The organism is Pantoea sp. X-Soil-YNGN-785 (assembly GCF_059730585.1).
Genome location: NZ_AP035942.1, coordinates 438,822 through 461,559, shown reverse-complemented (window position 1 = coordinate 461,559; position 22,738 = coordinate 438,822). Strand labels below are relative to the sequence as shown.

23 protein-coding genes are annotated in these 22,738 nt (G+C 58.3%); 11 read left to right on the top strand and 12 right to left on the bottom strand.

Features of this window, described 5'->3' with window-relative positions; translation table 11 throughout:
* Positions 1–3: 3 nt before the first annotated feature.
* From fes to AC6I8E_RS02035, 3 genes are all read left to right on the top strand, one after another.
* Positions 4–1,215: an enterochelin esterase gene (gene fes / locus AC6I8E_RS02045; RefSeq protein WP_497824360.1), complete on the top strand. Its 1,212-nt coding sequence runs from the start codon at positions 4–6 to the stop codon at positions 1,213–1,215.
* 100 nt (positions 1,216–1,315) lie between these two features.
* Complete coding sequence (locus AC6I8E_RS02040) at positions 1,316–1,537, top strand: MbtH family protein (RefSeq protein ID WP_497824359.1); 222 nt, start codon at positions 1,316–1,318, stop codon at positions 1,535–1,537.
* A complete protein-coding gene (locus tag AC6I8E_RS02035) occupies positions 1,530–5,459 on the top strand; it encodes an enterobactin synthase subunit F (protein WP_497824358.1) in 3,930 nt (1,309 codons plus the stop codon). The genes AC6I8E_RS02040 and AC6I8E_RS02035 overlap by 8 nt, the downstream gene beginning before the upstream one ends.
* 42 nt (positions 5,460–5,501) lie before the next feature.
* On the opposite strand, the gene AC6I8E_RS02030 is transcribed toward AC6I8E_RS02035, so the two are convergent.
* Genes AC6I8E_RS02030 through fepD form a run of 3 tightly spaced genes read right to left on the bottom strand, consistent with a single transcriptional unit; the run spans position 5,502 to position 8,253 of the window.
* On the bottom strand, positions 5,502–6,293 hold the full coding sequence (locus tag AC6I8E_RS02030; RefSeq protein ID WP_370422370.1) for an ATP-binding cassette domain-containing protein: 792 nt from the start codon (positions 6,291–6,293) through the stop codon (positions 5,502–5,504).
* The gene (gene fepG, locus AC6I8E_RS02025; protein WP_013359899.1) at positions 6,290–7,267 is read right to left on the bottom strand and encodes an iron-enterobactin ABC transporter permease; all 978 of its coding nucleotides are present in this window, start codon (positions 7,265–7,267) and stop codon (positions 6,290–6,292) included. Before fepG ends, AC6I8E_RS02030 begins: the two co-directional genes overlap by 4 nt.
* Positions 7,264–8,253: a Fe(3+)-siderophore ABC transporter permease gene (gene fepD, locus AC6I8E_RS02020; protein WP_013359898.1), complete on the bottom strand. Its 990-nt coding sequence runs from the start codon at positions 8,251–8,253 to the stop codon at positions 7,264–7,266. Before fepD ends, fepG begins: the two co-directional genes overlap by 4 nt.
* A 147-nt stretch (positions 8,254–8,400) precedes the next feature.
* Between fepD and entS the strand changes: the two genes are divergently transcribed.
* Positions 8,401–9,645: an enterobactin transporter EntS gene (gene entS / locus AC6I8E_RS02015; protein WP_033781640.1), complete on the top strand. Its 1,245-nt coding sequence runs from the start codon at positions 8,401–8,403 to the stop codon at positions 9,643–9,645.
* Here the strand turns inward: entS and fepB are convergent.
* Positions 9,640–10,608, bottom strand: a complete 969-nt coding sequence (gene fepB, locus AC6I8E_RS02010; protein ID WP_033781638.1) for a Fe2+-enterobactin ABC transporter substrate-binding protein — start codon at positions 10,606–10,608, stop codon at positions 9,640–9,642. The two genes, entS and fepB, sit on opposite strands and share 6 nt — an antisense overlap.
* Before the next feature lie 176 nt (positions 10,609–10,784).
* On the opposite strand from fepB, the gene AC6I8E_RS02005 reads away from it, so the two are divergent.
* Genes AC6I8E_RS02005 through AC6I8E_RS01985 form a run of 5 tightly spaced genes read left to right on the top strand, consistent with a single transcriptional unit; the run spans position 10,785 to position 15,640 of the window.
* On the top strand, positions 10,785–11,963 hold the full coding sequence (locus tag AC6I8E_RS02005; protein ID WP_107319265.1) for an isochorismate synthase: 1,179 nt from the start codon (positions 10,785–10,787) through the stop codon (positions 11,961–11,963).
* A 10-nt stretch (positions 11,964–11,973) separates the two neighbouring features.
* Complete coding sequence (locus AC6I8E_RS02000; protein ID WP_497824357.1) at positions 11,974–13,590, top strand: (2,3-dihydroxybenzoyl)adenylate synthase; 1,617 nt, start codon at positions 11,974–11,976, stop codon at positions 13,588–13,590.
* 18 nt (positions 13,591–13,608) lie between these two features.
* On the top strand, positions 13,609–14,463 hold the full coding sequence (locus AC6I8E_RS01995; RefSeq protein WP_033781634.1) for an isochorismatase family protein: 855 nt from the start codon (positions 13,609–13,611) through the stop codon (positions 14,461–14,463).
* Positions 14,460–15,218, top strand: coding sequence for a 2,3-dihydro-2,3-dihydroxybenzoate dehydrogenase (gene dhbA, locus AC6I8E_RS01990; protein ID WP_195857432.1), 759 nt, complete (start codon positions 14,460–14,462; stop codon positions 15,216–15,218). The genes AC6I8E_RS01995 and dhbA overlap by 4 nt, the downstream gene beginning before the upstream one ends.
* Positions 15,219–15,220: 2 nt before the next feature.
* Positions 15,221–15,640 carry a hotdog fold thioesterase gene (locus tag AC6I8E_RS01985; protein WP_033731990.1) on the top strand — a complete coding sequence of 140 codons (420 nt, stop codon included), beginning with the start codon at positions 15,221–15,223 and terminating at the stop codon, positions 15,638–15,640.
* Positions 15,641–15,711: 71 nt separating this feature from the next.
* On the opposite strand, the gene cgtA is transcribed toward AC6I8E_RS01985, so the two are convergent.
* From cgtA to rplU, 3 genes are all read right to left on the bottom strand, one after another.
* Complete coding sequence (gene cgtA, locus AC6I8E_RS01980) at positions 15,712–16,884, bottom strand: Obg family GTPase CgtA (protein ID WP_033781631.1); 1,173 nt, start codon at positions 16,882–16,884, stop codon at positions 15,712–15,714.
* Positions 16,885–17,127: 243 nt separating this feature from the next.
* Positions 17,128–17,385: a 50S ribosomal protein L27 gene (gene rpmA / locus AC6I8E_RS01975; RefSeq protein WP_003851093.1), complete on the bottom strand. Its 258-nt coding sequence runs from the start codon at positions 17,383–17,385 to the stop codon at positions 17,128–17,130.
* Positions 17,386–17,400: 15 nt separating this feature from the next.
* Entirely contained in the window at positions 17,401–17,712 is a 312-nt protein-coding gene (gene rplU / locus AC6I8E_RS01970; protein ID WP_008925416.1) for a 50S ribosomal protein L21, read from the bottom strand.
* A gap of 256 nt (positions 17,713–17,968) precedes the next feature.
* Here rplU and ispB point away from each other — a divergent pair, with 256 nt between their 5' ends.
* Entirely contained in the window at positions 17,969–18,940 is a 972-nt protein-coding gene (ispB, locus tag AC6I8E_RS01965) for an octaprenyl diphosphate synthase (protein ID WP_008925415.1), read from the top strand.
* A 237-nt stretch (positions 18,941–19,177) separates the two neighbouring features.
* Positions 19,178–19,462, top strand: a complete 285-nt coding sequence (locus tag AC6I8E_RS01960; protein WP_013359889.1) for a helix-turn-helix domain-containing protein — start codon at positions 19,178–19,180, stop codon at positions 19,460–19,462.
* Between the two features lie 72 nt (positions 19,463–19,534).
* Here the strand turns inward: AC6I8E_RS01960 and murA are convergent, their stop codons facing one another.
* From murA to mlaD, 5 genes are all read right to left on the bottom strand, one after another.
* Positions 19,535–20,794, bottom strand: coding sequence for a UDP-N-acetylglucosamine 1-carboxyvinyltransferase (murA, locus tag AC6I8E_RS01955; RefSeq protein ID WP_013359888.1), 1,260 nt, complete (start codon positions 20,792–20,794; stop codon positions 19,535–19,537).
* A gap of 67 nt (positions 20,795–20,861) precedes the next feature.
* A complete protein-coding gene (gene ibaG, locus AC6I8E_RS01950) occupies positions 20,862–21,119 on the bottom strand; it encodes a BolA family iron metabolism protein IbaG (RefSeq protein ID WP_003851098.1) in 258 nt (85 codons plus the stop codon).
* A gap of 113 nt (positions 21,120–21,232) precedes the next feature.
* The gene (mlaB, locus tag AC6I8E_RS01945) at positions 21,233–21,538 is read right to left on the bottom strand and encodes a lipid asymmetry maintenance protein MlaB (protein ID WP_147789307.1); all 306 of its coding nucleotides are present in this window, start codon (positions 21,536–21,538) and stop codon (positions 21,233–21,235) included.
* Positions 21,538–22,173 carry a phospholipid-binding protein MlaC gene (gene mlaC / locus AC6I8E_RS01940; protein WP_033731285.1) on the bottom strand — a complete coding sequence of 212 codons (636 nt, stop codon included), beginning with the start codon at positions 22,171–22,173 and terminating at the stop codon, positions 21,538–21,540. The genes mlaB and mlaC overlap by 1 nt, the downstream gene beginning before the upstream one ends.
* A gap of 15 nt (positions 22,174–22,188) precedes the next feature.
* Positions 22,189–22,734, bottom strand: coding sequence for an outer membrane lipid asymmetry maintenance protein MlaD (gene mlaD / locus AC6I8E_RS01935; protein ID WP_033731989.1), 546 nt, complete (start codon positions 22,732–22,734; stop codon positions 22,189–22,191).
* Positions 22,735–22,738 lie beyond the last annotated feature (4 nt).

Genomic DNA, 22,738 nt, shown 5'->3' with positions numbered 1-22,738 from the left:
ATCATGGCGCGAATGGCGTGGTTAAACGAAGAGACCGGCAGCGAACGCTGGTGGCATCATCAGCAGCAACAGGGCATTCCCCTGATTGAACCCGCTGAAAAGGGGACCTGTCAGGTCACTTTTTTCTGGCGTGATCCGCAGGGTGATCCGCTGCACTCTGATACCCGGCGCGTCTGGATCAACATTACCGGTGTAACCGATCATCATCACACAGCCTCACCTTCCTCCTTAACACCTGTTCCTGATACCGATGTCTGGTGGTGGCAAACCACCCTGCCCGCTGACTGGCGCGGCAGCTACTGCCTGATCCCTGACAACCAGACAGAGACGTTTACCGGGCAGGCTGATATGCAGGCGCTGCGCCAGTGGTGGAGTCAGAAATTCCGGCAGGCACAAAGCGATCTGCTCAATCCGCTGCGGAGCTGGTCGGCCGGGCGCGGCATGAGCGTCTCACCGCTGCATCTGCCGCTTGCGCCTGAGCAGCAGGTCTGGCGTGCAGTTGATGAAGGTCGCGCCGCCACTCTTCCGCTGCAGCAGCATCTGTGGCGCAGCCAGCGGCTGGGCAATCAACGTCAGGTCTGGCTTTATGTCACCGGCGAGGCAGACGCTGCCGATCGTCCGCTGGCACTGCTGCTGGATGGTCAGTTCTGGGCGCACAGCATGCCGGTTGCCGGTCCGCTTCAGGAACTCACTGAGGCAGGCGAACTGCCTCCTGCGGTCTATGTCATGATCGACATCATTGACCGCGAACACCGCACGCGTGAACTGACCTGTAATCCCGATTTCTGGCTGGCGATTCAGCATGAGCTGTTACCACAAATTCAGCAGTGGACATCGTTCCGGGCCGACAGCACGCTGGTGGCCGGACAGAGTTTTGGCGGCCTTTCTGCCGCTTACGCCACCCTGACCTGGCCGGAAACCTTTGCGGGTGCCGTCAGTCTTTCCGGTTCGTTCTGGTGGCCCGCGCGCGGCGACCCGAATGGCTGGCTGCCGCAGCAGTTACAGCAGGGTTTGCTGCAGGCGCCCTCCCGGCGCTTTTATCTGGAGGCGGGACGGCGCGAACGACTGATTCTGGCGGCAAACGAGCAGTTTCAGCGCGATCTGACTGTGGCAGGACATCAGGTCAGCTATCACCCGGTTGAAGGTGGTCACGATGCGCTGTGCTGGCGCGGCGGGCTGCTGGCGGGCCTCAAAGCTATGTGGCAATTGTCATAACCCGCTGAACTCCCGCCGCCTGTGCGCCATTAAAAGAAAGAAAAAGGATACGCAGGAGAGCGGCGTTAACGCGCCCGACGACTTCGGACAGGAGACCAACATGCAACAACGCAATCCTTTCGACGATCCCCAGCAGGATTGTCAGGTGCTGAAAAACGATCAGCAGCAATACAGTTTATGGCCCGCCTTTTGTGCGGTTCCGCCAGGATGGCGGCCTGTTTATGGGCCCGAACCACAGGTTCGCTGCCTGAGCTGGCTGAATGAAAACTGGCACGATATCCGTCCGGTTATGACGCCGGACAGTGGGAGCCACAATGTCTGAGACCACCCTGAACCCGCTGACAGAACAAAAAACATTGCCGCTGGTGGCCGCTCAGCCCGGCATCTGGATCGCTGACCAGTTATCCCCCTATTCCAATGCCTACGCCGTGGCGCATTTCGTTGAACTGCGTGGTGCGCTGAACAGCGCGCTGCTGTCTCGCGCCATCGTTGCCGGCATGCAGGAAGCGGACACGCTGAATATGGCCTTTGGCGAGCAGGAGGGTGAACCGCTGCAGTGGCCTGCCCCCCAGCATTTTCGCGAGCCTGAAATAATCGATCTACGCGATGCCGCCGATCCGGCGGCGGCCGCACGGGCGCTGATGCAGCAGGATATGTCCGGCGATCTGCGGGTGCTGAGCGGTGCGCCGCTCTATCATCACAGCCTGCTTCGGCTGGGCGAGGATCACTGGTACTGGTATCAGCGCTACCATCATCTGGTGGTCGATGGTTTCAGCTTTACCGCCCTGACCCGCCGTATCGCCCATCTCTACAGCGCCTGGCGGCACGGCGACACGCCGGAGCCGAGCCCCTTTGTCCCGTTCAGCGAGGTCGTCGACGAGTATCAGCGCTATCAGCACTCTTCGACCTGGCAGCGCGATCGTCAGTTCTGGCTGGAAAAAGGGGCGCATTTACCTGCGCCCGCCTCGTTATCCTCGCTGCCGCTGGCGGGTCAGAGTGCCAGCACCGACCTGCTGCGACACACATTTGCCGTGGAGCGACACACCTTTCAGGCGTTGCTGGCGCATACTCAGCAGCAGAATCTCAGCGCGGCGGACACCGCCTTTGCGCTGGTGGCGCTGTGGCTGGCGCGCCTCACAGGTCAGAACGACTTTGCCGCCGGTTTCATCTTTATGCGCCGCATCGGCTCGGCCGCGCTCTGCGCCACCGGTCCGGTGATCAACGTATTGCCTATGGCGATCCATTACGATCCGGCACAGCCGCTGACGGCACTGGCCGCGCGGCTGGCGGGTGAGGTCAGAAAAATGCGCCGTCATCAGCGTTACGACGCTGAGCAGGTGCAGCGCGATCTGGGGCGATTGGGTGACAGTGCTCCGCTCTATGGGCCGGTGATTAACCTGAAGATGTTCGACTATCAGCTCGATTTCGCCGGCATTGAAGGCATCACTCATCAGCTGGCGTCAGGCCCGGTTCGCGATCTGGAGATTGCTATCTACCTCAGCGAACAGGGCGACCTGACGCTGGAATTACTGGCTAATGCAGCGCGCTACAGCGAAACCGTGCTGAAGCAACATGCCAGCCGCTTTGGTCTGCTGCTTCAGCAGCTTGCCGTCCGGCCAGCGTGCGCCTGTGGCGAGCTGGATATGCTGATACCGGAAGAACATCAGCAGTTGGCAGCGATCAATCAGACCGCCGTGATGCTGCCTGCAGAGACGCTAAGCAGCCTGCTGCTGCAGCAGGCGCAGCGTACGCCGCACGCCGTGGCGCTGGCGGATGAGGCGCATCAGCTTAATTATCAGCAGATGCAGCAGCAGGTCGTCGCGCTGGGACAACAGCTGATTGCGAAGGGTGTGACGCGGGGTGACATTGTCGCCGTGGCGCTGCCGCGCTCGGTCTTTTTATCGCTGGCACTGCAGGCGATTGTCAGCACAGGCGCAACCTGGCTGCCGCTTGATACCGGCTACCCGGACGATCGGCTGAAGATGATGCTGGAAGATGCCGCGCCGAAAACGCTGATCACCTGCCGCGAACTGGCAGACCGGCTGGCGGCTCTCTCACCGGTTGCGCCGCTGTTTTACGACGCGCTGTTAACACCGGTTGATCGCGTGCTGACACAGGCTCCGCGTCCGCATGATGGCGCTTACCTCATCTATACCTCTGGTTCGACCGGTCGGCCAAAAGGCGTGCTGGTCAGTCATGAGGCAATCGTCAACCGGCTGCTGTGGATGCAGGATTGTTATCCGCTCGGCGGTGATGATGTCGTGCTGCAGAAAACGCCGAGCAGCTTTGATGTCTCGGTGTGGGAGTTCTTCTGGCCCTTGATTGCTGGCGCACAGCTGGTGATGGCACCGCCTGATGCCCACCGCGACCCGGAAGCCCTGCAGCAGCTGTTTGCCCGCTACCGGGTGACCACCACCCATTTTGTTCCCTCGATGCTGGCGGCCTTTGTTGCCTCGCTGCAGGATGACAACGCGATAGAAAGGTGCACCACCCTGCGGCAGGTGTTCTGCAGTGGCGAAGCGCTGCCCGCTGAGCTGTCGCGCCAGTGGCAGACGCTGACCCGGGTACCCTTGCATAACCTGTATGGCCCGACCGAAGCGGCAGTGGATGTCAGCTTCTACCCGGCGTTCGGACCTGCGCTGGCAGCCGTCGACGGTGCCAGCGTGCCGATTGGCTTCCCGGTCTGGAACACCGGCTTACGGATTCTGGATGCGCGTCTGCAGCCGGTGCCGCCAGGCGTGGCGGGCGATCTCTGGCTGACCGGCGTGCAGCTGGCACAGGGTTATCTGGATCGCCCCGACCTCACGGCCAGCCGGTTTGTGGCAGATCCGTGGGGTCACGGCTCCCGCATGTACCGCACCGGCGATGTGGCGCGCTGGCTGCCGGATGGTGCGGTGGAGTATCTGGGCCGCAGCGACGATCAGCTTAAAATCCGCGGACAGCGCATCGAGCTGAATGAGATCGACCATGCCATGGCTGCGCTGCCTGGCATTGTGCAGGCCGTGACGCATGCGGTGGTACTGGGCAGCAGCAGCGACCAGCAGGGTGATGCCCGCCAGCTGGTCGGCTATGTAGTGGCAGATGGCCCGATTGATGCCGTCGTCATGCGCCAGACGCTGGCGACACAGTTGCCCGCGCATATGGTGCCGGTGGCGATTGTTCAGCTGGCGGCATTACCGCTCAGCAGCAACGGCAAGCTGGATCGTAAAGCGCTGCCGCTGCCACAGACCCGGACAGCGGCTGCCGGTCGTGCGCCGCACCCTGGTCTGGAAACCACGCTGGCGCAGGCGTTCGCCACGCTGCTGGAACGTGAGTCCGTCAGCGCACAGGATGATTTTTTTGCGCTGGGTGGCCATTCGCTGCTGGCGATGCGGCTGGCGGCGCATCTGCGGCGGACGCTGAATCAGCCGGTGTCAGTGGGCCAGATTATGGTGGCAGCTACGGCAGAAAAGCTGGCCGCCCTGCTCAGTAGCGAATCCGCGGAGACAGCCCGCGCCGGATTTGAGGCGGTCTTGCCGCTGCGGCGCACTACCGGCCCGACGCTGTTCTGCTTCCATCCCGCCTCCGGTTTTGCCTGGCAGTTCAGCGTGTTGCAGCGCTATCTGGATGCCCGCTGGTCGCTGCTCGGTATTCAGTCACCCGACATTACCAGCCCGCTGAATCAGGCGCAGCACCTTGATGCGGTGTGTGACGCACATCTGGTGACGGTGCGCCAGCAACAGCCAGAGGGGCCCTACTATTTCCTTGGCTACTCACTGGGCGGCACGCTGGCACAGGGTATCGCTGCGCGGCTGGAGGCCGAAGGTGAAACGGTCGCCTTCCTCGGGCTGCTGGATACCTGGCCGCCAGAGACGCAGAACTGGGATGAACGGCGCGGCGAAAACGTGCTGGACCCGGCGGTGCTGGAAGAAGTGAATCGGGAGCGCGAGCAGTTTATCGCGGCACAGCGCGAGCAGGCCGGTGAAGGGATGGCGGCGCTGTTCACCACCATTGAAGCCAACTACGCCAGTTCGGTGCGCCTGCTGGCGACGGCACGCAGCGCCCGCTTCGGGGGACACGCCACGCTGTTCCTGGCGCAACAGACGCAGCAGCCCGGTCAGGATGTGCGTCGCGCCTGGGCGCCCTGGATTGGCGGGCTGACCGTCTGGCCGCTGGACTGTGCGCACGTCGAGATCATCTCACCACGCATGTTCGAGCAGATTGGCCCACGACTGCAGCAGTGTCTGGCGGCGCTGATTTCCTGAGCCGTCCTGACCTCGCGCTTTCTTCACCGGAGAAAGCGCGGGTCAGCCTCTGCCCAGCGGCACAATCATCGGCGTACCGGCCACGGGATCGTTAATGATGATGCAGCGCAGGCCGTAGATCGCTTCTATCAGTTCCGGCGTCACAATCTCCGCCGGTTTCCCTTCGGCAACGATTTTCCCGTCGCGCATCGCTATCAGGTGGCTGGCGTAGCGGCACGCCTGATTAAGATCGTGCAGCACCACCACCAGCGTTCGGCCATGCTGCTGATTGAGATCCTGCATTAATTCCAGCAGTTCAATCTGATGGGCGATATCCAGCCAGGTGGTCGGTTCATCCAGCAGCAATAGCGGTGTCTGCTGAGCCAGCACCATCGCAATCCACACCCGCTGCCGCTGACCGCCAGAGAGCGTATCAACCTGCTGCTGCGCTAAACCGGCCACGCCGGTGGCCTGCATGGCCTGCTGCACCGCTGCCTCATCTTCCTGTCGCCAGCGCCCGAACAGCGACTGGTGCGGATAACGCCCGCGCGCCACCAGTTCGCTGACGCTGATACCCGCAGGCGCGTTCGAGCTTTGCGGCAGCAGCCCCAGCCGGCGTGCCACCTCTTTGGTAGCGTAGTGAGCAATCGTATTGCCATCCAGCAGCACCTCGCCCTGTAGCGGCGAGACCAGGCGGCTTAAGGTACGCAGCAGCGTCGATTTTCCGCAGGCGTTGGGACCGATGATCACGGTCAGCTCACCGTCAGGGATCGCGACAGAGAGATTCTCCGCCACGATTTCTTTGTCATAGCCCAGCGTCAGCGCGTCACCCTGCAAACGTGTTGTCACTTTCATTGACGTCGTGCCTCCCGCACCAGTAGCGCAATCAGATAGAGGCCGCCCAGACTGACCGTGATCACGCCAACCGGCAGCTGATAAGGCAGGAAAAAGTGCTGCGCGGCGTAATCCGCGGCGATTAACAGCAGCGCGCCACACAAGGCAGCCAGCGGCAGCGCGCCTTTAGTACCACCACTGAGCCGCCGCGCAATCTGCGGTGCCAGCAACGCAATAAAAGAGATCGGACCGGCCAGCGCCGTCGAGGCGGCGGTGAGGATAACGCCCGTCAGCATCAGCATGATGCGGCTGCGCTCAACCGGAACGCCCAGCGCGCAGGCCGTGTCGTCACCCATCTCCAGCAGTCGCATGCGGCGGGCCAGCATGCCTGTTGCCAGCAGCGCCAGCAGCAGCACGGTGATCACCGGCATGGTTTTTGCCCAGGTAATGCCGTTAAGTGAACCGGCGCTCCAGAGCCCGGCACTCAGTGCCGCCTCCAGTGAAGCACTGATAATCAGCCAGCTGTTTAGCGCCATCAGCAGTGCCCGCACGCTGATGCCCACAATAATCAGCCGGAAGGTCTCCACGCCGTTGCGCCAGCTGAACAGCCAGACCACACCTGCAGTGAGCAGCCCGCCTGCCAGCGCCGCCAGCGTCATCCCTTCCATGTTTTGCTGGAACAGCACCAGCGCCACCAGCACACCGCTGTAAGCGCCAGTGTTGAAACCCAGAATATCGGGACTGCCCAGCGGGTTGCGCAGCAGCGACTGGAAAATCGCCCCGCTGACGCCCAGCGCCGCACCAATCAGCAGCGCCATCATGACGCGCGGCAGACGCCACTCCAGTACAATCAGCTGAACATTGCGCGCTGCCTCGCCGTTGAGAAGTGCCCATAACTGGCTGGCGGAGATCGGTAAGGTGCCGCGCGTGACGCCCAGAAAAGCCAGCGCCCCGCAGGCCATCAGCAGCAGCGCATTGATCATCGTCCGTGTCATATCTGCCCTCTTCCCAGCTTACGGCGCACCAGCACAATCAGCATCGGCGCACCGAGAATGGCCGTGACAATTGACACGCGCAGTTCACCCGGCACCAGCAGCCGTCCCAGAATATCGGCCGCCAGCAGCAGACAGGGAGTGATCACCAGGGTTCCCGGCAGCATCCAGCGATGATCGTTGCCCAGCAGCCAGCGGGCCAGATGCGGTGTCATTAACCCGACAAAGGCGATGGGGCCGACTGCCGCCGTCGCCGCACCGCTCAGCAGTGCAATCGCCAGCAATCCCACCAGTTGAGTACGCATCACACGGGTGCCCAGCGCGGTTGCCATATCTCCGCCCATACTCAGGCTGTTGAGCGAACGTGCCAGCAGCAACGCCAGCAGGCTCCCGGCTACGACCGCCGGAAAGACAGTGCGCAGAATGGCGAAATTGCGGATATCCAGCGAGCCGCTGTGCCAGAAACGCAGATGATCGTAAATATCGGGATTAAGCAGCGACAGGCCAGATGTTAAACCCTCCAGCACCGCACCCAGCGCCACGCCTGCCAGCGTCAGACGCAGCGGATTCACGCGGCCGCCGCCGATCGCACCCGTCATGGCCACCAGCAGCGACGCCAGCAGTGCACCCGTAAAAGCAAAACCCAGCCATTCCGCAGGAGAATCGGCGCCAGAGAGGGCGATGCCAAGCACCACCGCAAAACCCGCTCCGGCATTCACACCAAGAATGCCTGGATCGGCCAGGGGATTGCGCGTCAGGCTCTGCATCAGTGCGCCCGCCAGACCTAAACTGATCCCGGCCAGCAGTCCCGCAAGGGTTCGCGGCAGCCGGGCATCGCGCACGATCACGCAATCGATGCGGCTGCAGTCGGAGAGTAAGGCATGTGTGACATCATGAAAGGGTACAGGTCTGGCTCCCAGCATCAGGCTGAGCGCAATAAGCAACAATAGCAGCATCCCTGAACCGGCTATTGCACGGAGTTGACGCATAACGTTTAAACCTTCACGAATTCAACATGGCTCGCAATTGCGAGTGTTTATGATAATGATACTTGTTATCGTTATTAACTATTTTTTGTATGTTACCATGACTCTCAGATTCAATAATGAGGAAAATGGGTGCTAAAAAGCGACGCTATGAACAAACCCTCCCATTTTATCGATCTCACTCTGCTGAGAACCCATCCCGCCTTTCGCGCCCTGTTTATCGCCCGCTTTATCTCGATTGTCGCTCTCGGCATGCTGGCGGTGGCGGTCCCGGTTCAGATTCAGCAACTGACGCAATCACCATTGCTGGTAGGACTGGCGGTGACGCTGGCAGGAGCCGGTATGTTTATCGGTCTGCTGACCGGCGGCGTGCTGGCCGATCGCTATGAGCGTCGTCGCCTGATCCTGTTTGCCCGATCCACCTGTGGCCTGGGCTTTGCCGCGTTGTGCATTAATGCCCTGCTCCCTTCACCGTCGGTCATCGCCGTCTTCGTGCTGGGACTCTGGGATGGTTTTTTCGGCGCGATAGGCGTCACGGCGCTGCTGGCGGCCACGCCGGCGCTGGTCGGGCGTGAGAATCTGATGAAGGCGGGTGCCATTACTATGCTGACGGTGCGCTTTGGCGCGATTCTGTCACCCGCGATTGCGGGTATGGTGATTGCTCAGGGCGGTGTGGCGTGGAACTACGGGCTGGCCGCGTTCGGCACGCTGCTGACGGTGTTAACCCTGTTGCGATTGCCGCCGCTTGCGCCACCGCCGCAGCCGCGTGAACATCCCATAAAGGCACTAAGCAGCGGCGTCCGCTTCCTGTTCGATACGCCAATTGTAGGTATGGCGGCGCTGACTGGCGCGCTGGTAACGCTAGCCAGCGCGGTGCGTGTGCTCTATCCGGCGCTGGCCCCTCACTGGCAGGTCGGTCTGACGGCGCTGGGACTGATGTACGCCGCCGTGCCGTTGGGTGCTGCGACAGGCGCGCTGACCAGCGGACGGCTGGCACAGTCGCCACAGCCGGGCCGCCTGATTCTGGTCAGTGCCATCGCGGCATTCGTCGCACTGGCTCTGTTCAGCCTGATGCCGTGGTTCAGCCTGAGTCTGATCTGCCTCGTAGCCTTTGGTTATTTCAGTGCCATCAGCAGCCTGGTGCAGTACGCGATGATTCAGACGCTGACGCCCGATGCGCTGCTTGGCAGGATCAACAGCCTCTGGACAGCGCAGAATGTCACCGGCGATGCGATAGGTGCAGCAATAATTGGCGCGATGGGTTCACTGCTGTTGCCGCAGCAGGCCGCCGCCCTCTCTGGCCTGGCAGCCACCGTGCTGGGTCTCATCATGTGGCTGCTGATGGCCCGCCTGCGACGCTATCAACGGCCTGCCTCCGACGATGCCACATCATGATTTCACGAACAGCGCTTCCAGCCGCGTCAGTAAATGACTGGCGCTGTAGTAGTCGAGACGAAAGCTATCCAGCCCCAGCGCATAGACCGCTTTAGCGCGCACCGCTGGGGTCTGCGCCAGAAAAGCATTGCTCATTACCTGCGCAGCCGTGTTATCTTCGGCGGCAAACAGCAGATAAGTCTGTCCATTCAGGCCTTCCGCCAGATTTTCGCCTGACAGCTGAAGAATATCTTTACGCTGTCCCATGCTGTGAGCAGACTGAAGCGTCGCCGGTGGCGTTGCCAGCGTGAAGCCCAGCTCCTGCAGTAACTTCCCCTGTGCCGATGCCTCCGTCCAGAGATTCACAGCCCGGCCATCTCCGTTCCACACCATTGCAGAAACCGGCTGCGGAGGCAGGGTCAGCTTTGCCTTCAGCGCCTTTTCACGCGCGTCGAACTCGCTTATCCGGGCAGCGGCATCCGCCTCATGCCCGGTCGCCTCACCCAGCAGCGTCACCAGCTGCTGCCAGCTTTTATCGTCATAGTTAACGACCAGTACCGGTGCAATCGCCGAGAGCTGATCGGCCAGTTTGATCGCTGAATCATTACCGGTGGCGCTGACCACAATCAGGTCTGGCGCTTCCGCAGCGATCGCTTCCGCATTGGGTTCACCAATATAGAGCCGCTTTACGCCACGCTGTTTCGCCACACGCCCCCACTGCCGGAAGAATCCCTGCTCATCAGCCAGCCGGCTGCCGGGTGCGGTTGCACCACTGGCAACTACTGGCGCATCAATCGCCAGCAGCGAGCCAGTCAGGGTGACACTGGTCGAGACAATGCGGGTCGGTGCCTGAGCCAGGGTGACCTGACCTTTTGCCCCCGCGAAGGTGCGCGGCCAGCCGGTCTGTGCAACAGCGGTCACGCTGAACAGAGTGATACTCAGCAAAAACAGCGCTAATGCCGACGTTACTCCCTGTTTAGTCATTTGTTTTCATCCTATTTCTCTCTGGTAATCCGGGCGACAACTTGTGCTGATTTAACCAACAAAACCAGCTGAATCACCGCGTATTTATTGACACCTTCGGCTATTCGACGTAGGTTACTGCACCATAATACAAATGATAATCATTATTAGTTATCTTATCATTTATAGGTGAAATTATGGTGGAATCACTGGCATTTGAACATCCCCTGCTGCAGGATTTTCCGGCACTCTGCCGTGGCTTCCTGTTTACTTCACCCTGGCGAAGCCTGACGACTCAGGGCTGTTTTACGACACTCACTGCTCCGGTAAACCAGGGTGAGCAGCTGACCGGAGAGTTTCAGCAACAACTGCAGCATCATTTTGCCTCGGCCAGAAAACAGGGCATAGCCCATCCCATTCTGGTGGGTGCGATCCCGTTCGATGTGGATCAGCCCGCTGCACTGTTTATCCCTGAGTCGTATCAGACCTTTCAACGTGACGATCTGAAAGCCCACGCCTCATTGGCTGAAAGCAATCTGCCAAAAGTTCGTCGCCGTACGGCGCTGCCGGATCACGCCACCTTCACTGACATGGTTGCGCAGGCCGTAGCGGCCACGCAGCGCGGCGATCCGGATAAAGTGGTGCTGTCGCGGCTGATGGAGATCGTGGCGGAACAGCCGGTCGATACGGCCGCCCTGATGCAGCGCATCCTGGCGCAGAACCCTGACAGCTATCATTTTCATCTGCCGCTGCCTGATGGCGGCGCGCTGGTGGGTGCCAGCCCTGAACTGATGATCCGTAAGCAGGGCCGTCAGTTCAGCTCCTGTCCGCTGGCCGGTTCAGCGCCGCGCAACAGCGATCCACAGCGTGACCAGGCCTCAGGTGACAGCCTGATGCGGTCAGCTAAAGACCGGCATGAACATAAACTGGTGACGGACGCGATGCGCATGACGCTGCAGCCGCGCAGTCGCCTGCTGTCAGTCCCGGAAATCCCTTCCCTGCTGACCACCCCGACACTGTGGCACCTCGCTACGCAGATTCGGGGCGAAGTGCTGGACGACCGCGAAAATGCGCTGTCACTGGCCTGCCTGCTGCATCCGACACCGGCGCTCAGCGGCTTTCCGCATCAGCGTGCTCAGGCGCTGATTCAGCAACTTGAACCGTTTGAGCGTCAGCTGTTTGGCGGCATCGTCGGCTGGTGTGACGATCAGGGCAACGGCGAATGGGTCGTAACCATCCGCTGCGGCACGGTGAATGGTCCGCGGGTCCGGCTGTTTGCTGGTGCGGGCATCGTGGCGGACTCACAACCTGAATCCGAGTGGCGCGAAACCGGCGTCAAACTCGACACCATGCTTCGCGCTTTTGGATTGCACTAAAGGAACCTGTATGACGATTTCTTACAGCCGCTGGCCGGACGATCTGGCTGCACGTTACCGTGAAAAAGGGTACTGGCTGGATCTGCCGATGACCGACATCCTGGAACGTCACCGCGACAGCGAATGCGTGGCGGTGATTGATGGCGACCGGCAATTTACCTATCGCCAGATGGCCTCACTGAGTGACAATCTGGCAGCGGCCCTGCAGCATCGTGGCCTGAAACCCGGTGATACGGCGCTGGTGCAGCTTGGCAACGTGGCGGAATTTTATCTGACGCTGTTTGCGCTGTTCAAAATCGGCGTCGCCCCGGTTAACGCTCTTTTCAGCCATCAACGTACCGAACTGGTCGCCTATGCCAGTCAGATCGCGCCGTGCCTGTTGATTGCCGATCGCAGCCATCCCCTGTTCACCGATGACGCCTTTATCACGCAGCTTCGCCGGGAACAGCATTCACTGCAGCAGGTGATCCTGCGTAATGACGCTCATGCGGAAAACAGTCTCGACGCCCTGCTGGCAGAACCCGCAGGTGACTTCAGGGCAACCCCGACCGCAGGCGATGACGTCGCTTTTTTCCAGCTGTCGGGCGGCAGTACCGGCACTCCGAAGCTGATCCCGCGTACCCACAATGATTACTACTACAGCATCCGGGAAAGTGACGTGATCTGCGGGGTCAACGCAGATACCCGTTACCTGATTGCTCTGCCCGCTGCACATAATTTCCCGATGAGTTCTCCGGGCGCGCTGGGCGTCTTTTACGCGGGCGGCCAGGTGATCTTAGCGGCCGATCCCAGCGCGACCCTCTGTTTCCCGCTGATTGAAAAACATCAGGTTACTGATACCGGCCTGGTTCCACCCGCGGCCAGTCTCTGGCTGCAGGCGATTCAGGAATGGGGCAGCAATGCCGCGCTGGCCTCACTGCAACGTATTCAGGTCGGTGGCGCAAAGCTGGGTGAAACGCTGGCTGCGCGCATCCAGAACGAGATGGGCTGTACCCTTCAGCAGGTGTTTGGGATGGCGGAGGGTCTGGTGAACTACACCCGGCTGGATGACGATGAACAGACCATTCTCACCACGCAGGGCCGTCCGATCTCACCGGATGACGAGGTGTGGGTCGCAGACGAACAGGGGCATCCGCTGCCGGTCGGTGCCATTGGGCGCCTGATGACACGCGGTCCTTATACGTTCCGTGGCTACTACAACAGCCCGGAACATAACGCCGCCAGCTTTGATGACCAGGGCTTTTACTGCTCTGGCGATCTGGTTGAGATCACCCCCGCTGGCAACATCATTGTGCAGGGTCGTGAGAAAGATCAGATCAACCGGGGCGGCGAAAAGATCGCAGCTGAAGAGATTGAAAACCTGCTGCAGCGCCATGCGGATGTGATCCACGCGGCGCTGGTCTCTATGAGCGACGAACTGATGGGTGAAAAGAGCTGTGCGTTTATTGTCACCCGTCAGCCGGTGAAACCGGTGGCGCTGCGTCGTCACCTGCGTGAACTGGGCGTCGCCGAATTTAAGCTGCCCGACCGTATTACCTGCGTAGATGCCCTGCCGCTGACCGCGGTCGGCAAGGTAGACAAAAAACGTCTGCGCCAACAACTTGCCGATCAGCGTGCGCAAGCCTGATCTGTCCGGAGAATCTTAATGGCTATTCCACAACTGACCTCTTATCCGCTACCTGACGCCACTGAGTTGCCGAACAACAAGGTGAAATGGACGCTGGAGCCGGGCCGTGCTGCCCTGCTGATCCACGATATGCAGCGCTATTTCCTTAACTTCTGGGGCGATAACAGCCCGCTGGTTGAGCAGGTCGTTGACAATATTGTCCGCCTGCGACGCTACTGCAAAGCGCAGGGCATTCCGGTGTTTTACACCGCTCAGCCTAACGCGCAGAGCGATGAAGATCGTGCGCTGCTCAATGATATGTGGGGACCCGGCCTGAATAAACATCCCGATCAGCAGAAGATCGTGGAGGCGCTGGCACCGGATGAGCACGATCAGGTCCTGACCAAGTGGCGCTACAGTGCGTTTCACCGATCGCCGCTGGAGGCGATCCTGCAGGAGATGGGCCGCGATCAGCTGATTATTACCGGCGTCTATGCCCATATCGGCTGCCTGACCACCGCCACGGATGCGTTTATGCGTAATATCCAGCCGTTTATGGTGGCCGATGCGCTGGCTGACTTCAGCCGTGAGGAACATATGATGGCGCTGACCTACACCGCGGGTCGCAGCGGAAAAGTGGTGATGACCGCCGATCTGATGCCTGTACCGCTCAGCAAAGACGAACTGCGCATGCTGATCCTGCCGCTGCTGGAAGATGATGAGGTGCCGGACGATGATGAAAACCTGATCGACTACGGGCTGGATTCGGTACGTGTGATGGCGCTGGCGGCACGCTGGCGTCAGGTACATCGTGACATTGATTTTGTCAGCCTGGCCAGAAATCCTAGCATCGACGGCTGGTGGGCGCTGCTGTCGCGGGAGCCTGCTGAATGAGCCATCTATCCGATTTCAGCGGTAAAATCGTCTGGGTGACCGGTGCCGGTCAGGGCATTGGCTACCACACAGCGCTGGCCTTTCACCAGACGGGCGCGCAGGTAGAGGCCTTTGATCTGCGGTTCCAGGGTCATGACTATCCGTTTTCCTGTCACATTATGGATGTAGCCGATCCGGCGCAGGTAAAATCCGTGTGTCAGCGGGTGCTGGCCGCCCAGCCGCGCATCGATGTGCTGGTCAACGCAGCCGGTATTCTGCGTACTGGTGCCACCGATGCACTCTCATTTGCTGACTGGCAGTCCTGTCTTAACGTCAATGCGGGCGGTGCGTTTAATCTGTTCCAGCAGACACTGCCGCGCTTTCGCGAACAGCGCGCCGGTGCCATCGTTACTGTCGCATCGAATTCAGCGCATGCACCGCGTATTGGCATGTCCGCTTATGGTGCGTCAAAAGCCGCGCTGCGCAGCCTCTGTATGACCGTGGGTCTGGAAATGGCGCCTTACGGTGTGCGCTGTAATATTGTTTCGCCTGGCTCCACTGACACCGATATGCAGCGCAGCCTGTGGCACACACCGACCGGCGAGCAGGAGATGATTGCGGGCTTCCCGGATCAGTTTAAGCTGGGTATTCCGCTGGGCAAGATCGCGCAGCCGCAGGAAATTGCGGCCACCGTTCTGTTTCTCGCGTCGGATCTTGCCAGCCATGTGACGCTGCAGGATATTGTGGTCGATGGCGGCGCAACCCTGGGAGCCTGATGATGACTGCGATCTGGAAACGATCCCTTGATCTTCCTGCACTGAACGCGCTGGGTGAGCACTCACTGGTGGCGCATCTGGGGATCGTTTTTACCGCGATAGGTGATGATTATCTGGAAGCGACGATGCCGGTCGATGCCCGGACGCAGCAGCCGTTCGGGTTGCTGCATGGTGGCGCCTCCGTGGTACTGGCGGAGTCGATGGGCTCAATTGCCGGGTATATGGCGGTTGAAGAAGGCAGCAGCGTGGTCGGTGTTGAAGTTAACGCCAGCCATCATCGCGCGGTGTCAGCGGGACGGGTACGGGGGACCTGCCGTCCATTGCATCTGGGTAAACGCAGTCAGAGCTGGCAGATTGAGATTCGGAACAGTCGGGATCAGCTGTGCTGCAGTGCGCGACTGAGCGTAGCGGTCATGAGCTAGCGGCAGAAAGAACGATGCCCTCTTTCATACTGAAAGAGGGCATCACATATTACGCTGTAGCAGGCGTTCTGTTAACGCTGATAGATAATTTCAACGCCTTCGTCGTCTTCATCATCCCAGTCGTCATCCCACTCTTCATCTTCCACTTCGACCGTGTTTTCAATGGTTTCTTTGTGGTAATCATCCCACATGAATTCCACTTTCTCCGGCTGCTTCTCTTCAAGCTCCGCTTCTTTCGGGTTAGCGTTGATGAAGCTCATCACGTCCCAGCAGAGTTCTTTGACGCCGGTCTGGCTTGCGGCAGAGATCAGGTAATACTTATCTTTCCAGCCCAGCGCTTCAGCAACCGCTTTCGCCCGTGACTGCGCTTCTTCTTCACTGATCAGATCAATTTTGTTGAAGACCAGCCAGCGTGGTTTGTTGAACAGCTTCTCGCTGTATTTTTCCAGCTCGCCGAGGATGATACGGGCATTTTCAACCGGATCGCTTTCATCAATGGGGTCGATGTCGATCAGGTGAAGCAATACGCGGCAGCGTTCCAGATGCTTCAGGAAGCGAATGCCGAGGCCTGCGCCCTCTGCTGCGCCTTCAATCAGACCCGGAATATCGGCCACGACGAAGCTCTGCTCGCTGTCCATACGCACCACGCCCAGGCTTGGCACCAGGGTGGTAAACGGATAGTCCGCTACTTTAGGTTTGGCTGCCGAGACGGCACGAATAAAGGTCGATTTACCGGCATTCGGTAAGCCCAGCATCCCGACGTCCGCCAGCAGCATCAGCTCCAGCTGCAGGTCACGCTTTTCACCTGGGGTACCCATGGTTTTCTGGCGAGGACTGCGGTTCACTGACGATTTGAAACGGGTGTTGCCCAGGCCATGCCAGCCGCCTTTACCGACCATCAATTTCTGACCGTGGCGCGTCATGTCGCCGAGTGTCTCACCGGTACCCTGGTCGATAACCCGGGTGCCGACCGGCACTTTAACTTCGATATCCTTACCGCGTTTACCGGTACAGTCGCGGCTCTGGCCGTTCTGCCCACGTTCGGCGCGGAACGATTTTTCGAAACGATAATCGATAAGGGTATTAAGGTTTTCATCAGCGATCAGATAAACGTCACCGCCGTCACCACCATCACCCCCATCAGGGCCGCCTCTCGGGATATATTTTTCGCGGCGGAAGCTGACGCAACCATTACCGCCATCACCGGCGACGACCAGAATTGTCGCTTCATCAACAAACTTCATTTTTAAATCTCCGTCACACAATCGCCTGCAGCACTCTGCAGACGGGTCCGCCAGGGTCTTCTGCGCTGACCAGCGGCGGATAAATCAGGATTGGCTTTCGCCAGTGCGTACACAAAGTGTACAGCAAACTTTTGTGATGCGTCGCTTTTACCGCGACAGACCGCAGAATGTAAAAAGCCCCGCAGGAGCTGCGGGGCCTTCAATTCGTGCGTTCAGACGTCAGACGTCTGCGTCACGACAACCTTACTCAGCAACGATGCTGATGTATTTACGGTTGTTCGGACCTTTAACTTCGAACTGTACTTTACCGTCTGCGGTAGCAAACAGGGTGTGGTCACGACCACAACCTACATTGGTACCGGCGTGGAATTTGGTGCCACGCTGACGAACGATGATGCTACCTGCCAGAACAGATTCGCCACCGAAACGTTTTACACCCAGACGTTTTGCATTGGAGTCACGACCATTTCGAGTCGAACCACCAGCCTTTTTATGTGCCATTTGTCAGATCTCCTCTTACGCCGTGATACCAGTGATTTTCACATCAGTGAACCACTGGCGATGGCCTGCTTGCTTACGGTAGTGCTTACGACGACGAAACTTAACAATCTTAATTTTCTCGCCACGACCGTGAGCAACAACTTCTGCCTTGATCATTCCGCCTGAAACCAGTGGCGCGCCGATTTTCACGTCTTCGCCATTAGCAATCATCAGAACCTGGTCAAACTCAATCGTTTCACCGGTTGCGATGTCCAGCTTTTCCAGGCGAACGGTCTGACCTTCGCTTACTCGGTGTTGTTTACCACCACTTTGGAAAACCGCGTACATATAAAACTCCGCTTCTGCGCTTGCCTTTTAGTTCATCAGGCGGCGCGCTAAATATTCACAATAGGGCGCGAATTCTACGCAAAACTCCAGAAGAAGACAAGAGCACTTTGCACACTCTTGCAGAAAAAAAACACAGGCTGAATGCAACCGTTTCTCAGGCACAAAATTCAAGTACAATCAGTAACAGATTACCTGAACGCTGGCTGGGTAAACCACTTACCATGGCAGAGATAACGAGTCATAGCTGAAAAGACGAATGAACTTAGAACAGATTAATGAATTAACCGCACAGGATATGGCTGCCGTTAACCAGACCATCCTCGACCAGCTGAATTCGGATGTCTCGCTCATCAACCAGTTGGGCTACTACATCATCAGTGGCGGGGGCAAGCGTATCCGTCCCATGATTGCCGTGCTATCTGCACGTGCCATGGGCTACAAGGGCGACCTGCACGTGACCAATGCGGCGCTGATCGAATTTATCCACACCGCCACGCTGCTGCATGACGATGTCGTGGATGAATCCGATATGCGTCGTGGCAAAGCGACCGCGAACGCGGCGTTTGGCAATGCGGCAAGCGTGCTGGTCGGTGATTTTATTTACACCCGCGCCTTCCAGATGATGACCAGCATGGGGTCGCTGCGTATCCTGGCGCTGATGTCAGAGGCGGTAAACGTGATTGCTGAAGGCGAAGTCCTGCAGCTAATGAACGTCAACGACCCGGACATCACCGAAGAGAGCTACATGCGTGTGATTTACAGTAAGACCGCGCGCCTGTTTGAAGCGGCCTCACAGGCCTCGGCGATACTGGCTGAAGCGACGCCTGAAGAGGAAAAAGCGCTGCAGGATTATGGGCGCTATCTGGGTACCGCTTTCCAGTTAATTGACGATTTGCTGGATTACAGTGCTGACGGCGAGACGCTGGGTAAAAATACCGGCGATGACCTGAGCGAAGGCAAACCGACGCTGCCGCTGCTGCATGCCATGCAGCACGGCTCGCCTGAACAGGCGAAGATGATCCGTGAAGCCATTGAGCAGGGAAATGGCCGCCATCTGCTGGAGCCAGTGCTGGAAGCGATGAATCAGTGTGGTTCGCTGGAATGGACGCGCAGTCGCGCGGAACAGGAAGCGGATAAAGCGATTGAAGCCTTGCGGATCCTGCCTGAATCCCCCTGGCGCAGCGCGCTGGAGTCGCTGGCACACATGTCTGTTCAGCGCGACTTCTGATCCCTCACGGAGCCTGCCGGGCTCCGTTTTTACGACCCTGCTCTCACTTCTTTTTGTTCCCTCTTAGCTATTGCACTCCTGTTGCGTGCCACCACACAGACCAGACGCGGGATCCAAATATTACTGGAAATTAACAGGAAACATTTGCTATAAAATTCTGACTATTTCCAGATAATGGTAAAAGGAAAGCCAGCGTCTCGCTGGATGATGCAATGACAAGGAAAAGGAGAACAGGTTATGCAAAAAATAAAGGAAGACTGGCACCCGGCTGACATTATCGCGGCACTGCATAAGCGTGGTATGACGCTGGCAGCGCTGTCACGCGCAGCAGGCCTGAGTTCATCCACGCTGGCGAATGCACTGACGCGTCCATGGCCCAAAGGTGAATGGCTGATCGCCGACGCGATCAAAGTTCATCCCAGTGAGATCTGGCCCAGCCGCTATTACGATCCCGATACAAACTGCCTGCTGGATCGCAGAAAACGTATCCGGCCGCCTGCCGGCCAGACGGATAACACCTGAGATATCTGGCGATCCTCAGGCGAAAAAAAACCAGCCCCCGCGGGGGCTGGCTATTTCAGCGCATCTGCAGGATTACTCTTCGCTGACGCGCTCGATGTTCGCGCCCATCGCTTTCAGCTTATCTTCGATGTGCTCATAGCCACGATCGATGTGATAAATGCGATCAACGAACGTCGTTCCTTCTGCAATGCAACCTGCCAGAACCAGACTGGCAGACGCACGCAAATCGGTCGCCATCACCTGCGCACCTGACAGGGTTTCAACCCCGTGACAGATCGCCGTGTTGCTCTCAATCTCAGCATGTCCACCCATACGAATCAGTTCCGGGATATGCATGAAACGGTTTTCAAAGATGGTTTCGGTAATCACGCCCGTGCCTTCCGCAACCATGTTTAACAGAGTGAACTGCGCCTGCATATCGGTCGGGAACCCCGGATGCGGTGCGGTGCGCACGTTGACCGCTTTTGGTCGCTTGCCGTGCATATCCAGACTGATCCAGTCTTCACCGGTTTCGATATCGGCACCCGCATCACGCAGCTTCGCCAGCACTGCATCCAGCGTATCGGGCTGAGTTTTGTGACACATCACTTTGCCGCCCGAAATCGCGGCAGCCACCAGGAAGGTACCGGTTTCGATACGATCGGGCAGGACGGTATAAACACCGCCACCCAGGCGCTCTACGCCTTCGATGGTGATTTTATCGCTGCCTGCGCCACTAATTTTAGCGCCCAGGGTGTTAAGGAAGTTGGCGGTATCCACAATTTCCGGCTCGCGGGCCGCATTTTCAATCACGGTAGTACCGGTCGCCAGCGTCGCAGCACTCATGATGGTCACGGTTGCGCCAACGCTGATTTTGTCCATGACAATCAGCGCGCCTTTCAGACGGCCATTGACTGACGCTTTGACATAGCCCTCTTCCAGCTTGATCTCGGCACCCAACTGTTCCAGACCGGTGATGTGCAGGTCAACCGGACGCGCGCCAATCGCACAGCCACCCGGCAGGGAAACCTGACCCTGACCAAAACGTGCCACCAGCGGGCCCAGCGCCCAGATTGAGGCACGCATGGTTTTAACCAGATCGTAAGGCGCACAAAAGACATCTACCGCGCTGGCATCGACATGCACAGAACCGTTGCGTTCCACCTTCGCACCCAGCTGGCTCAGCAGCTTCATGGTGGTATCAATGTCGCGCAGCTTTGGCACATTCTGGATCTCTACCGGCTCTTCGGCCAGCAGGGCAGCAAACAGAATAGGAAGTGCGGCGTTCTTCGCCCCGGAAATGGTGACTTCACCACTTAAGCGGGTGGGGCCTTGCACACGAAATTTTTCCATTAACACGGCTCTCAATTAACTAGCTAAAGATTGGACTCGCCCACGGCGAGTTCACTACGCTGCGGGATCAGAAACCGTTGAGTTTACGGTCACGCGCCCATTCAGCGGGAGTATAGGTTTTAATAGAGACAGCATGCATGCGGTTATCCGCGATGAATTCCATCAGCGGCGCATAGACAGCCTGCTGCTTTTTCACGCGGCTCAGTTCGCCAAACAGTTCGCCTACGGCGATCACCTGAAAATGGCTGCCATCGTTGCTCATCACATGAACTTCGTCTAAAGGCAATGCGGCCATCAGCACGGCCTGAATTTCACTGTTTTCCATTGGGCTTAACTTCACTTAATAATAATAAGGCTGACATAGTAGAGGAAAGCGGCTGACTCTTAAATACGCAAAAGCCCCTGTTGAAAACAGGGGCTTAGGATAACAACCGGAAATCAGGCGCTTTTATCCGCAGAAACAATAATCTGTTGCAGATTGTAAAGCGTAATCAGCGAGTGCAGTTTGTCGCTGATACCCGTAAAGCGTGGCGTAATGCCCTGTGCCCGGGCGATTTCCCGCAGGTGCACCAGCAGGGCGAGACCGGAAGAGTCAACACGCTCCAGCGCTGCAACGTCGATGGTATCGACATCTTTAATCAGCGTTTCACGTTGCTGCCACAGGCTCATTAACGTGTCGCGATCCAGTTCGCCTTTCAGCAATAGCGTGCTGGCTTCCCGCTCCCAGTGTAACGATTCGTGCATTATTTTTGTTTATCCAGCGTAATTGGCTGTGCCGCAGAGGATTTCAGTTGCGCTGTCAGACCGTCGATACCTTTAGTACGTAACAGATCGCTCCACTCATTTTGTTTGGTGGTGATCATGCTGACGCCTTCGGCGATCATGTCATAAGCCTGCCAGTTACCGGTCTGGCTGTTTTTACGCCACTGGAAGTCGAGACGAACTGGTGGGCGGCCATTAGGATCGATGATGGAGACCCGAATAGCGACAATCTGGGCATCGCCCAACGGCTGCTCAGGCTGAATCTGGTAGCTCTGACCGTTATAGAGTGCCAGTGCCTGACCATAGGCCTGTGCCAGATAGTCACCAAAGGCGCTGAAGTAGGCTTCACGCTGCGCCGGGGTCGAATCACGATAGTAGCGGCCCAGCACTAACGCGCCCGCGTATTTGATCTGTACATAGGGCAGCAGCTCCTGACGCACAATCTGACGCAGGTAGTTTGGGTCCTGCTTGATTTTCGGCTGCTCATTTTTAAGACGGGTAAACGTCTTTTCCGCCGCTTCGTTCATCAGCTTGTAGGGATTGCTCTGATCGGCTGCTGTCGCCGTCAGTGGTACGGCAACCACTAGCATGGCAATCATCAGTAAACGTTTAAACATGGTATACCCTCTTCTTTAAGGTTGAGCCGGTGCCGCAGGCGCAGCACTGTCGCCTTCCTGCGCATCCTTGTTGTCACTGTTTTGCTTGTTATCGCCGCTCTTATAAAGGAACTGGCCAATCAGGTCTTCGAGCACCATCGCTGACTTGGTATCGCGCAGCGTATCGCCATCTTTCAGCATCGCCGAACCGAGTTCAGGATCGTCAAAGCCTAAGTTGAGCGCCAGGAACTGCTCACCCAGCAGTCCCTGCGTGCGAATCGCCAGCGAGCTGGTGTCTGAAATTTTATTCGCATACTGATCGCTGATCTCCATCGTGACACGTGGCAGCAGCGTTTTCGGTTCAAGCTCAATGTCCGTTACCCGGCCAATCACCACACCGCCGATTTTGACCGGCGAACTGGCTTTCAGGCCGCCGATATTGTCAAACGTGGCGTAGAGTTTCCATGTTGGCTCTGTGCCCATCGACTTTAAATCGGCGACGCGCAGACAGAGAAACAATGCGGCGATCAACGCCATAATCATAAAAATGCCAACCCAGATTTCGCTTTTTTTGCTTTGCATTGCA